11 protein-coding genes and 1 riboswitch are annotated in these 12,350 nt (G+C 73.2%); of the genes, 5 read left to right on the top strand and 6 right to left on the bottom strand.

Annotated elements, in window-relative coordinates; translation table 11 throughout:
• Positions 1–31 precede the first annotated feature (31 nt).
• From AB0B97_RS25150 to AB0B97_RS25135, 4 genes are all read right to left on the bottom strand, one after another.
• Positions 32–1,468: a glycine hydroxymethyltransferase gene (locus tag AB0B97_RS25150; RefSeq protein ID WP_357496922.1), complete on the bottom strand. Its 1,437-nt coding sequence runs from the start codon at positions 1,466–1,468 to the stop codon at positions 32–34.
• Between the two features lie 18 nt (positions 1,469–1,486).
• A riboswitch (ZMP/ZTP riboswitch) is annotated at positions 1,487–1,578 on the bottom strand.
• Between the two features lie 138 nt (positions 1,579–1,716).
• Entirely contained in the window at positions 1,717–2,217 is a 501-nt protein-coding gene (locus AB0B97_RS25145; RefSeq protein ID WP_357496920.1) for a hemerythrin domain-containing protein, read from the bottom strand.
• A gap of 91 nt (positions 2,218–2,308) precedes the next feature.
• Complete coding sequence (locus tag AB0B97_RS25140) at positions 2,309–3,178, bottom strand: NAD(P)H-hydrate dehydratase (protein WP_357496918.1); 870 nt, start codon at positions 3,176–3,178, stop codon at positions 2,309–2,311.
• Complete coding sequence (locus AB0B97_RS25135) at positions 3,162–3,893, bottom strand: histidine phosphatase family protein (RefSeq protein ID WP_234587147.1); 732 nt, start codon at positions 3,891–3,893, stop codon at positions 3,162–3,164. The genes AB0B97_RS25140 and AB0B97_RS25135 overlap by 17 nt, the downstream gene beginning before the upstream one ends.
• A gap of 143 nt (positions 3,894–4,036) precedes the next feature.
• Here AB0B97_RS25135 and AB0B97_RS25130 point away from each other — a divergent pair, with 143 nt between their 5' ends.
• Positions 4,037–5,008 (top strand): DNA primase small subunit domain-containing protein, encoded by a 972-nt coding sequence (locus tag AB0B97_RS25130; RefSeq protein WP_357496916.1) that lies wholly within the window; start codon positions 4,037–4,039, stop codon positions 5,006–5,008.
• A gap of 15 nt (positions 5,009–5,023) precedes the next feature.
• On the opposite strand, the gene AB0B97_RS25125 is transcribed toward AB0B97_RS25130, so the two are convergent.
• Positions 5,024–5,467, bottom strand: a complete 444-nt coding sequence (locus AB0B97_RS25125) for an Lrp/AsnC family transcriptional regulator (RefSeq protein WP_234587152.1) — start codon at positions 5,465–5,467, stop codon at positions 5,024–5,026.
• 136 nt (positions 5,468–5,603) lie between these two features.
• On the opposite strand from AB0B97_RS25125, the gene pdhA reads away from it, so the two are divergent.
• From pdhA to AB0B97_RS25105, 4 genes are all read left to right on the top strand, one after another.
• Entirely contained in the window at positions 5,604–6,803 is a 1,200-nt protein-coding gene (gene pdhA, locus AB0B97_RS25120) for a pyruvate dehydrogenase (acetyl-transferring) E1 component subunit alpha (RefSeq protein ID WP_357497339.1), read from the top strand.
• Positions 6,800–7,804 (top strand): alpha-ketoacid dehydrogenase subunit beta, encoded by a 1,005-nt coding sequence (locus AB0B97_RS25115; RefSeq protein ID WP_234587160.1) that lies wholly within the window; start codon positions 6,800–6,802, stop codon positions 7,802–7,804. Before pdhA ends, AB0B97_RS25115 begins: the two co-directional genes overlap by 4 nt.
• A complete protein-coding gene (locus AB0B97_RS25110; RefSeq protein ID WP_357497336.1) occupies positions 7,789–9,240 on the top strand; it encodes a dihydrolipoamide acetyltransferase family protein in 1,452 nt (483 codons plus the stop codon). Before AB0B97_RS25115 ends, AB0B97_RS25110 begins: the two co-directional genes overlap by 16 nt.
• A gap of 134 nt (positions 9,241–9,374) precedes the next feature.
• Positions 9,375–11,054: a right-handed parallel beta-helix repeat-containing protein gene (locus tag AB0B97_RS25105; protein WP_357497334.1), complete on the top strand. Its 1,680-nt coding sequence runs from the start codon at positions 9,375–9,377 to the stop codon at positions 11,052–11,054.
• Between the two features lie 115 nt (positions 11,055–11,169).
• Here AB0B97_RS25105 and AB0B97_RS25100 read toward each other — a convergent pair whose 3' ends face one another.
• Positions 11,170–12,144 carry a sugar phosphate isomerase/epimerase gene (locus AB0B97_RS25100; protein ID WP_357496914.1) on the bottom strand — a complete coding sequence of 325 codons (975 nt, stop codon included), beginning with the start codon at positions 12,142–12,144 and terminating at the stop codon, positions 11,170–11,172.
• Between the last annotated feature and the right edge of the window lie 206 nt (positions 12,145–12,350).

Here is a 12,350-nt window from a genome sequence, read left to right as displayed (position 1 = left end):
CGCGGAACTCACGTGCGGGTCCGGGCCGGCGTCAGCTCAGGTTGATGGCCGGGTAGAGCGGGTGGGGGGCCAGCAGGTCGGTGGCCTGGCGTGCGATCTTGTCGGCCAGGTCGGCGTCGAGGGTGTACTTGGCCTTGGACGGGGTGCCGTCGGCGTTGGCACCGGCCGTGGTCTGGGTCAGCACGGTGTGGATCAGCTCGGCGGTCTGGTCCATCTCGGCGGTGCCCAGCCCGCGGGTGGTCAGCGCCGGGGTGCCGATCCGGATGCCGGACGTGTACCAGGCGCCGTTCGGGTCCTGCGGGACCGAGTTGCGGTTGGTGACGATGCCGGAGTCGAGCAGGGCCTGCTCGGCCTGCCGGCCGGTGAGCCCGTAGCCGGACACGTCGATGAGCACCAGGTGGTTGTCGGTGCCGCCGGTGACCAGCGTCGCGCCCCGGCGCAGCAGCCCGTCGGCGAGGGCCTGCGCGTTGTCCACGATCCGCTGGGCGTAGTCGGCGAAGTCGGGGCGGCGGGCCTCGGCGAGAGCGACGGCCTTCGCGGCCATCACGTGCGGCAGCGGACCGCCGAGCACCATCGGGCAACCCCGGTCCACCTGGTCGGCCAGCTCCGGCTGACAGAGAACCATGCCGCCGCGGGGGCCGCGCAGCGACTTGTGGGTGGTGGTGGTGACGATGTGCGCGTGCGGCACCGGGTCGAAGTCGCCGGTGAAGACCTTGCCGGCCACCAGGCCCGCGAAGTGCGCCATGTCGACCATGAAGGTGGCGCCGACCGAGTCGGCGATCTCCCGCAGGATCCGGAAGTTCACTTTCCGGGGGTACGCCGAGTAGCCGCCGACCAGGATCAGCGGCTTGAACTCGCGGGCGGCCTCGGCGACCCGGTCGTAGTCGATGAGGCCGGTGGCCGGGTCGGTGCCGTAGCTGCGCTGGTCGAACATCTTGCCGGAGATGTTCGGCCGGAAGCCGTGGGTGAGGTGACCGCCCGCGTCCAGCGACATGCCGAGCATCCGCTGGTTGCCCAGCTCGCGGCGCAGCGCGAACCAGTCGGCCTCGGTGAGGTCGTTGACCTGGCGGACCTGGGCCTTCTTCAGGGCGGGGGACTCCACCCGGTCGGCCAGCACCGCCCAGAACGCGACCAGGTTGGCGTCGATTCCCGAGTGCGGCTGCACGTACGCGTGGGCGGCGCCGAACAGCTCCCGGGCGTGCTCGGCGGCGAGCGCCTCGACGGTGTCGACGTTCTGGCAGCCGGCGTAGAAGCGACGGCCGACGGTGCCCTCGGCGTACTTGTCGCTGAACCAGTTGCCCATGGCCAGCAGGGTGGCCGGGGAGGCGTAGTTCTCGCTGGCGATGAGCTTGAGCGACTCCCGCTGGTCGGTCAGCTCGGCGCCGATGGCGTCGGCCACCCGCGGCTCGACAGCTCGGATCACCTCGAGGGCGCTCCGGAATGCGGTGGACTCGGCGTTGTGCGACATACGACCTCCTACAGACGTGCGGAAGGCCCAGGCGCTCGGCAAAAACGTCCTCGTGACGGGACCGCTTCCCGATGGTTGTCCATCCCCACGCGCCAGTAACGGCCCGCGCCGATCCTACCGGGCCGGCCCGGGGCGACCCGGCCGACCTCCCGACGTGCGCCCGGCGAGGTGGTGGCACGGTGCTGCCGCCCGGCCGGACACGACGAGGGGCCCGGTCCGGCCGGGCCCCTCGTCGAACGGTTGGTGGCTCAGGCGGTCACCGCGTCGCGCGCCTTCTTGATCGCCTTCGGCTGGGTGGGGGTACGCGGCGCGTCCGCGCGCAGCGCGATCATCTTCTCGCCGATCTCCTGGAGCTGCTTACGGCTCAACGCCTCGCGGACCTTGGGGAACCACTCCTCCTCTTCCTCCTCGACGTGGTGCGTGACGTTCTCGATCAGCACCGTCGTCTTGGCGGTGAAGCGCTCGTCGTCGGCGTCCATCGCGGCCAGTTCGAGGCAGAGCACGTCGGCCACGTGGTGCTCCTCGTACGACTCGAGGATGTCGTCCTCCAGGTCGGGCAGGAGCCGGCGGACCTCCGGGTACATCACCTCGTTCTCCAGGTAGGTGTGCACCGTCAGGGCCTCGAGGATCTGGTTCACCAGCTTCTGCCGCTGGCTCGCCGGCCCCTCCTCGGCGTCCTGGAAGGCCTTGAACAGGCGACGCATCTCCTTGTGGTCCTCTTTGAGCAGGACGATGGCATCGGTTGACACCGGCGTGCCCCCTTTCGTAGCTCGGCTGGGTGTCGATCCGGTACCCCGAGGGTCAGTGGCGAAACGGGCGAATGTGGCCGTTCTCGCCCGGTCAGACGGTGGCCAGTGTGCGCGGGATCTCGTCGAGCAGTTCCCGTGCCAGGAAACCGATCCGGCCGTAGCGGGGGATCAGCCGTTGGCCGCTCACGGCGTGCGCGAACGCTCCCCAGCAGGCGGCCTGCGCCGGGTCGGCGCCCCGGGAGAGCAGCCCGGCGAGCAGGCCGGCGAGCACGTCTCCGCTGCCGGACGTGCCGAGGCCCGCGTCGCCGCTCTCCTCCCGCCACCCGCGCCCGTCCGGAGCGGCCACGTGCCCGTAGAGCGAGACGACCGCCTCGTACCGGTGCGCCAGTTCGGCGGCTTCGGCGCCCAGGTCGTCGCCGGGTTCGCGGCCGAGCAGGTGCCCGGCCTCGGTCACGTTGGGGGTGAGCACCACCGGACGGCCCGAGCCGACCAGCAGCTTCGGCTCGTGGCTGAGCGCGCCCAGGGCGTACGCGTCGAGGACCAGCGGGGTGCGCGTCCCCGCCGCCTCCAGGACGAGACCCAGCAGCTCGGTGGTCTCGTCGATGCCCTTCAGTCCGGGGCCGAGCGCCACCACGTCGGCCGCGCCGACCAGTTCGCCGAGCTGGCCGGCCCGGTCTGCGGCGACCGCGCCGTCGGGCGTCTCCGGCAGCCCGACCACCAGCGCCTCAGGCACCTGGATGCTCAGCGTGGCCGCGGTGGACTCGGCGGCGGCGAGCTGGAGCACCCCGGCGCCGGCGCGCAGCGCGGCCACCCCGGCGAGCAGGACCGCCCCGGGCGTGAAGCGGGAGCCGCCGATCACCAGGACGGTGCCCCGGCTCTCCTTGCCGCCGGCCGGCACCGGCAGCTCCCAGTCGCGCAGCAGCCCCGGCGTGATCACCTTGACCTCAGACCGGTTCGGCATGGATCTCGTCCTCCCTGGTCGACTCGGCGCCCTGCCGGTGCAGGTGGCCGACCTCGTTGAAACCGCCAAGCGTCAGCCTGCCCTGGTCGTCGGCGGACCAGTCGGTGATCGAGCAGTTGGCGATGACGTGTTCGCGGGTCAACGCCATCAGCTCCGGCTCGGTCAGCCCCTCCACCAGGTACCGCAGGAGGAAGACCAGCGCGTCGTGGCCGAAGAGCAGCACCCGCTGGCCCTCGTGGTCGCGGCGCAGGTCGCCGAGGAGCGTGCGCAGCCGCAGCGCCACGTCGGTCCAGGCCTCACCGCCGGGCGGCCGGTAGTAGAACTTGCCCAGCCGGGTGCGGCGCTCGGCCTCGTCGGGGAACCGGCGGCGGACCCCGTGCCCGGTCAGGCCGTCGAGGATGCCCAGCTCCCGGTCGCGCAGCCGCTCGTCCCGGCTCACCGGCACCCCGGTGCCGTGCAGCGCCAGCTCGGCCGTGGACACCGCCCGCAGGTACGGCGAGACCACCGCCACGTCGGGCCGCCGATCCTCGGGCAGCCCGGCGAGCCAGCGGCCGGTCGCCCGCGCCTGCTCCTCGCCGGTGCCCGAGAGCGGCACGTCGGCGTCGCGGTGGCTGAGCCCGATCACGTCCGCGCCGTTCTCCTCGGCCCGGGTGGCCGCCACGTTCGCGGTGCTCTCACCGTGCCTGATGATCCAGAGGGTCGACATTTCCGCCATGCCGACCCCCTACCCGGGCGCCGGGCGCGGTAACCGCGCCCGGGTGGGCACCGGACGGCTGGTTCGTCGCCTCAGCCGCGGCGCCACGCTGGTCCCCGGCCGGTAGCCCACCGGGCCCGCCGGGACGTCGTACCCTCGGGGGCGTGGCCACGGCGGCGGAGGAGATCCGGGTGGGGGAGCGGCTGGTCCGCGTCTCCAGCCCCGACAAGCCGTACTTCCCGGAACGCGGACTGACCAAGCTGGACGTGGTCCGCTACTTCCTGGCGGTCGGCGACGGCATCCTGCGGGCGCTGCGCGACCGGCCGACCATGCTGGAGCGCTGGCCGCGCGGCGTCTTCGAGGGCGCGACGATCGCCACCCGGCAGACCAACCGTGGTGACGCCTTCTATCAGAAGCGACTGCCGGCGGGCGCCCCGGAATGGGTGCGGACCGCGCACATCACCTTCCCCAGCGGCCGGACCGCCGACGAGGTCGCGCCGAGCGAACTGGCCGTGGTGATCTGGGCGGCCAACCTGGGCACCCTGCGGTTCCACCCGTGGCCGGTCACCGCCGCCGACGTGGAACGCCCCGACCAGCTGCGCATCGACCTCGACCCGATGCCCGGCGTGGGCTTCGAGCAGGTGGTGCCGGTGGCGCACGAGGTGCGGGCGTTCCTCGCCGAGCTGGGCATGACCGGCTATCCGAAGACCACCGGCGGGCGCGGCCTGCACGTCTACCTGTCGATCGAGCCGAGGTGGAGTTTCGGCGACTGCCGCCGGGCGGTGCTCGCGCTGGGCCTGCAGATGCAGCGCAGGCTGCCGGAGCTGGTCACCACCACCTGGTGGCGGGAGCAGCGGGACCGGCCGGTCTTCGTCGACTACAACCAGATGGCCCGCGACCACACGGTGACGTCGGCGTACTCGATCCGGCCGACACCGCAGGCCCTGGTGTCGGCGCCGCTGGACTGGGCGGAGCTGGACGACGCCCGGCCGGAGGACTTCGACGTGCTCAGCATGCCGGCCCGCTTCGCCGAGCGCGGCGACCCGCACGCCGGCCTCGACGGTGACCGGCATTCGCTGGAGCCCCTGCTGGAGCTGGCCGACTCCGAGGGCCTGGAGGCGCCGCCCGAGCGGTGAACGGCGCGGCCCGGCCTACTGCCACGGGCTCTGCGTGCCGTCGAACTCCTCGAAGACCAGCCACGACCGCGTCGACAGCACCCCGGCGATGCGCTGCACCCGATCGAGCACCACGTCGCGCAGGGCGGCGTTGTCCGGCGCCCGAACCAGGGCCAGCACGTCGTGTTCGCCGCTGAGGAGCGCGACGTGCTCGACGTAGCGCACCTGGGCCAGCTCGGCCGACACCTCCCGCCAGGTGTTCTGCTCGATCGTCAACGCCATGTACGCCGACGTGCCCAGCCCGGCGGCCTCGGGGGCCACCTGCGCCCGGAAGCCCGTGATCACGCCTTCGCGCAGCAGGCGCTCCACCCGGGCGTACGCGTTGGTGCGTGAGATGTGGATCCGTTCGGCCAGGGTGCGCACCGACGTGCGCCCGTCGCGGACCAGCTCGTCCAGGATCCGCCTGTCGACCTCGTCCATGGCTCGGGCCGATCGTCCCGATCCGGCTCCCCGGCTCGCTCCGTCGCCGTTCTCCTGGCTCACCGATGCGCCTCCCGCATGCCAGACGTCCCGCCTTCTGCGTGGATCTTGAGTCAATCATCCGTCAGGCGGAAGCATAGGCTCACCACACGTCCCAGGAGGTCCCGCCGTGACGACCACACCCCAGGCGGTCCGCAGGGCATCCCCGCGCGCCCGTCGGACGGTCACCCCGCCCGACCCGGCACGCCCGCTGCTGCCGGCCACCGAACCGGTCCGCCTGCTCGATGAGACCGGTACGCCGCTGCCGGCCCGTACCGACTACCCGGAGCCGCCCGTCGAGGCGCTGCGCGAGCTGTACCGCCGGATGGTGCTCGGCCGCCGGTTCGACACCCAGGCGACCGCGCTGACCAAGCAGGGCCGCCTCGCCGTCTACCCGTCGTCGCGGGGCCAGGAGGCGTGCCAGGTCGCCGCCGTGCTCGCCGTCCGCGACACCGACTGGGTGTTCCCCACCTACCGTGAATCGATGGCGCTGGTTGCCCGGGGCATCGATCCGGTCGAGGTGCTCACGCTGCTGCGCGGCGACTGGCACTGCGGCTACGACCCCACCGAGGTGCACACCGCGCCGCAGTGCACCCCCCTCGCGACCCAGTGCGTGCACGCCGCCGGTCTCGCGCACGGCGAGGCGTACCAGGGGCGCGACACAGTGGCGCTGGCCTTCATCGGCGACGGCGCGACAAGCGAGGGCGACTTCCACGAGGGCATCAACTTCGCCGCCGTGTTCAAAGCCCCGGTCGTCTACTTCGTCCAGAACAACAGGTACGCGATCAGCGTCCCCCTGTCCCGGCAGACCGCCGCGCCGTCGCTGGCGTACAAGGGCGTCGGCTACGGCGTGCCCAGCGAGCAGGTCGACGGCAACGACCCGGTCGCGGTGCTCGCCGTGCTGACCCGCGCGGTCGCGCACGCCCGCGCCGGCAAGGGGCCGTTCCTGGTCGAGGCGCACACCTACCGGATGGAGCCGCACACCAACGCCGACGACGCCACCCGCTACCGCGACGGCGCCGAGGTCGACGCCTGGCGCGACCGCGACCCGCTCGCCCGCCTGGAGACCTACCTGCGCGCCCGTGGCGTGCTCGACGACGCGGCGGTCGCCGAGATCGCCGAGCAGGCCGAGGCGTACGCGGCGGACCTGCGCACCCGGATGAACACCCAGCCCACGGTCGACCCGCTGAGCCTCTTCGACCACGTCTACGCCGAGCCCACCCCCCAGCTCGTCGAGCAGCGCGAGCAGGTCCGCGCCGAGCTCGCCGCCGCGCACGACGAAGAGGGTGACGCCTGATGGCCACCACCATGGCGAAGGCGCTCAACTCCGCGCTCGCCGACGCCCTCGCGGCCGACGAGCGGGTAGTCGTCTTCGGCGAGGACGTCGGCGCGCTCGGCGGCGTCTTCCGGATCACCGACGGCCTCCAGGCCCGCTTCGGCGAGAAGCGCTGCTTCGACACCCCGCTCGCCGAGGCCGGCATCGTCGGCTTCGCCGTCGGCCTGGCCATGTCCGGGCTGCGGCCGGTGGTCGAGATGCAGTTCGACGCGTTCGCGTACCCGGCGTTCGAGCAGATCGCCTCGCACGTGGCGAAGCTGCGCAACCGCACCCGGGGCAAGCTCAGCGTGCCGATCGTCATCCGGGTGCCGTACGCCGGTGGCATCGGCGGGGTGGAGCACCACTGCGACTCGTCCGAGGCGTACTACGCGCACACCCCCGGCCTGAAGGTCGTCACCCCGGCGACCGTCGAGGACGCGTACTCGCTGCTGCGGGAGGCGATCGACGACCCCGACCCGGTGGTCTTCATGGAGCCCAAGAAGCTCTACTTCGGCAGCGCCGAAGCCGAGCTGCCGGTGCGTACCGAGCCGTTCGGCCGGGCCGTCGTGCGCCGTACCGGACGCGACGCCACCCTGGTCGCGTACGGGCCGGCGGTGCCGGTCGCGCTGGAGGCCGCCGAGGCCGCCCGCGAGGAGGGCTGGGACCTGGAGGTGGTCGACGTGCGCACCATCGTGCCGTTCGACGACGCCACCATCACCGCGTCGGTCCGGCGTACCGGCCGGTGCGTGGTGATCCAGGAGGCGCCCGGGTTCGCCGGCGTCGGCGCGGAGATCGCCGCCCGGGTGCAGGAGCGCTGCTTCCACGCGCTGCACGCGCCGGTGCTGCGGGTGGCCGGGCTGGACATCCCGTACCCGGCGCCGATGCTGGAGCACACCCACCTGCCCGGCGTGGACCGGGTGCTCGACGCGGTGGCCCGCCTCCAGTGGGACGACCAGCCGGACGCGCGTTGGGCGGCGGCATGACCACCGTCGAGCGGACGCAGGTCTTCCTCCTGCCCGACCTGGGCGAGGGGCTGAGCGAGGCCGAGATCGTCGAGTGGCGGGTCGCCGTGGGCGACATCGTCACCGTCGACCAGAGCGTGGTCGAGGTGGAGACCGCCAAGGCGGTCGTGGACGTGCCCTGCCCGTACGCCGGACGGGTCGTGACCCTGCACGGCGCGGCGGGTGAGGTCCGGCCGGTCGGCCAGCCGCTGATCACCATCGCGCCGCTGGACGGCGCCGGCGACGAACCGGCCGGGCACGCCACCTACCGCGAGGAGGAGCGGGCCGGCTCCGGCAACGTGCTGATCGGGTACGGCACCGGGCACGGCGGCGCGACCCGTCGTCGGCGACGGCCCCGGCTGGCGCTGGCGCCCGAACCGGCCGACGCCGCCCCGGCCGACGCGGTCCGGCCCGACGCGGACCCGACGGGCGGCACCGGCCCGGCGGCCGGCGCTTTTTCGGCGGGCGGCACCGGCCCGGCGGCGGCACAGGCGGCCCCGGTCGCCGGCAGCGTCTCGGCCGAGGTGCGGTCGGCGAGCGCCCTGGTCATCTCGCCGATCGTCCGGCGGCTGGCCCGGGAGCGCGGCGTCGACCTGGGCACCGTCCGTGGCAGCGGGCCCGGCGGGGTGATCCGCCGCGCCGACGTCGAGGCGGCGCTGGCAGTCCCCGTCGCCCGGCTCGCCGCCGTACCGGACGCGCACGCCGAGCCGACCCCGCAGGGCGACGGCGACCTGATCGTCCCGCTCACCGGCGTGCGCAAGGTGATCGCCGACAAGCTCTCCCGCAGCCGGCGGGAGATCCCCGAGGTGACCATCTGGGTCGACGTCGACGCCACCGGGCTGCTGGAGACCCGTGCGGCGATCAACGCGGCGACGCCCGACGCGCCGGTGAGCATCCTGGCCCTGCTGGCCCGGATCTGCCTGAGCGGTCTGCGCCGGTTCCCGCAGCTCAACTCCCGGGTCGACACCGAGGGTCAGCGGATCGTCCAGTCCGCCGGGGTGCACCTGGGCATCGCCGCGCAGACCGACCGGGGCCTGCTGGTGCCGGTGCTGCGCGACGCCCAGCGACTCACCACCGCCGAGCTGGCCGCCGAGCTGGCGGCGACCACCGCCGCGGCGCGGGCCGGGACGCTCGCGCCGGCCCGGCTCACCGGCGGCACCTTCACGCTGAACAACTACGGGGTGTTCGGCGTGGACGGCTCCACGCCGATCATCAACCACCCCGAGGCGGCCCTGCTCGGCGTGGGCCGGATCGTGGACAAGCCCTGGGTGGTCGACGGGCAGTTGGCCGTGCGCAAGGTGACCCAGCTGAGCCTCACGTTCGACCACCGGGTCTGCGACGGTGGGGTGGCCGGTGGCTTCCTGCGGCACGTCGCCGACTGCGTGGAGCGCCCGGCGCTGCTGATCGCCGCCGTCTGAGGCGTACCGCCGGCCCTGGCACCGCCCGCGCGGCGCCAGGGCCGGCGTGCGTCCCGGGGTTTCGCGGTCCCGTCATCGGGAAGTCGGCCCCGCCGGTACGCACCGCAGGCGTCGAAGGGAGCCGATCCGTGGTCGTGGCGAACGAGCTGCTACTGAATTCGGTACGGGTGCGGCGACCCGCCGCGGCCGGCGCACCGCTGTACTGCGACGCGCTGGAGTACGGGCTGACCGGTGACGGCGCGACCAACGACCAGCCGGCGTTGGCAGCCCTCGTGGAACGTCTCGGCGCTGGATACGCCTCGGACGGGCGGGCCCGCGTCATCTACTGCCCGCCGGGCATCTACTCGATCCGGGACGCGGGCACGGTGTGGCGCAGCGGCGTGTCGCTGATCGGGGCCGGCCCGGCGGCGACCCGGTTCATGCTCAGCAACGAGGGCAACCGGGCCGATCCGACGCCGCTGGCCTTCTGGACCACCGTGCAGCACGGCGCGGACCGGGACCGGCACATCGCCGACTGCACCTTCGCCGACTTCCAGATCGACGGCTCCGGCGTGGCGATGGCCGAGTACAACTACCTGGCCAAGGGCCTCGGCCTGCAGTACGTGGTGCGGGGCGTCTTTCGCAACCTCTACATCCACCACACCGCCGCCACCGGGTTGGGCTGCGACTTCCTCCAGGATTCGCTGATCGACGGCGTGGTGACTGTCGGCTGTGGTCGCCTCGACAACGGCGAGCAGATCGGTGGCGCCGGCATCGGGGTCGGTATCGGCGGGTGGGGGCCGGTGGAGCGGTTGACCATCGCCAACTGCACCGCCCTGGCCAACGGCACCAACGGGATCTTCCTGGAGCTGCAGAAGGACTACTGGGAGCCGCCACGCGGCTACCGCATCGTCGGCTGCCACAGCCAGGGCAACCGGTTCGGCATCTCCGACTGGGGCGCCGACGGTCTGATCGTCTCGGCCTGCACGATGACCGGCAACCTGGAGACCGGCTTCGACGTGTCGTCGCAGGGCACGGCGTCGGTGGCGGGCCGGGGCGGGCTGCTCACCGACTGCGTCATCGACGGCAACCTGCGCGACGGGGTCAGCATCGGCAACACCCCCGGCCCGTACACCGTCCGGGGCAACCGGATCAGCGGCAACGGCCAGCACGGATATCACACGCGGAACCTCGGGCGCGGCTACCAGGGCGCGATCCGGGACGTGGTGATCGAGAGCAACGAGCTCTGGGGCAACGGGTTGGACGCGGTGCGCGTCGACCACCAGATGACCGACGCGGTGGTGCTCAACAACCGGATCCGCAACAACGGGCAGCAGTACGCCGAAGGCACCGGCGGGACGGGTGACGCCGTGCGCTACGGCGAGCGGTCGCTGGTGGACCGGTCGGCCGCCTGGCCGCACGACGGGCACCGGGGCAAGATGCTGCGGGTCGGACGCGCCGTCGCCATGGTCGCCTCCAACACCGGCGACGAACTCACCCTCGCCCCGGTCCGCCCGGACGCGTTCAGCGCGTGGAGCGGCGACATCCCCCCGCCGGGATGTCGATACGAACTGGGTGCCGCACCGCAGCGGCGGGCCGGTATCACCATCGACGCGCCGTTCGACTCGGCCACGATTCGCGGCAACCGGATCTGGGACAACCACGACCACCAGACCCAGACGCACGGGCTGTGGATCACCGACCGCGGCAGTTGTGTGGACTGCCGGGTCGAGGACAACGACCTCGCCGGCAACGCCGACGAGGGGATGCGGCTGGACACCCCGCCGGTGGGCGGACGCTGGCGGGACAACCACGTCGACAGCGACTGGACCTGAGCGACCCGGCGACGGCGCCCACCCTGGCGACGGCCGTCGCCAGGGTGGGCACCTGTGGTGCGACGCGCGGCGGCGGCGTACGGCCCGGTTCGTCGTCAGGTGGTCCCCGAGGTGGTCAGTACCGGAGTGCGGCGAGGTAGTCGAAGCCGACCCGGGCGGTGTCGAGGGCGTCGGCGGGGGCGCGCGGCGGGGTGCCCGCGTCGTCCCGCTCCACGATGTACTCCTCGATGCCCGCCTCCCGCTCGTGGTCGAAGATCCGGCCGAAGTCGATGACGCCGTCGCCCAGGTCCGCGAAGCCACCCTCGACGTCCAGGTCCTTGACGTGCACCTGGCGGATCCGGCCGCGGTTGGCCCGGATCACGTCGACCGGGTCGTGCGCCCCTCGCCAGGTCCAGTACAGGTCGAGCTCGAAGTGGACCAGCCGGGGATCGGTCTGCCCGGTGAGGATCTCGAAGCCGGTCGAGCCGTCGGTAAGCGGCACGAACTCCAGCTGGTGGTTGTGGTAGCCGAAATCGAGCCCGGCGCGCTGGGCCAGCCGGCCCGCCTGGTTGAGATCCCGGGCCAGGGCCCGGTAGACGGCGGGGTCCCGGTACGGACGCCCCTCGGCGTCCCGACCGAAGTACGGGTGGACGATCTTCTCGCAGCCGACCGTGTTGGCGTCCTCGAGCGCACGTTCCCAGGTGGCGGCGTCGAACGGCTGCGGGATGCCGGTGTGACCGGAGGTGGAGCGCAGCCCGGCCGCGTCGAGCGCGGCCCGGAACTCCGCCGCCGTACGCCCCACGAAGCCGGCGTGCTCCACCCGCCGGTAGCCGATGCGCCGCAGGGCCGTCAGGGTGCCGGGCAGGTCGGCGGCGAGCTGGTCGCGCACGGTGTAGAGCTGGATGCTGATGCGGTCCACCGGCACCCGACGCCGGCCGTGGGACTGACCCCGGGCGGCGGTGTCGCCGGCGGGCGCGGCGCTCGCCGGGCCGGCGAGAAGCCCGGCGGCGCCGACGGCTGCGGCGGAGACGGTCGCGGCGCGGAGCAGTCCGCGCCGACTGACCGACTCGGCGGTCGCTGTCGGCTCCGAGCGGTTGGTCTGGCGATCCATGGTGGTGGTCCCTTCCTGACGGCTGGTGTGCCGTCGACCGCTTGCCGGTGCCGGAGCGCGCTGAACCGGCCGGAGGCGTGCTCCGGCGGAACGGTGAGGACGACGCGTGGGCGCGGTCGGCGCCCCTGAAGGGGGACCGCGGCCGACCCGGGCAAGGGAGGCAGGCAGGCTGATCGACGAATGGGCAACCTTCTATCTGAAAATCG

It is taken from the genome of Micromonospora sp. NPDC049004 (assembly GCF_040649315.1).
In the GTDB taxonomy this organism is placed as follows: Bacteria; Actinomycetota; Actinomycetes; order Mycobacteriales; family Micromonosporaceae; genus Micromonospora.
Note: the sequence above shows the minus strand (reverse complement) of the source record. Positions and strands in the feature narration are given on the sequence as shown.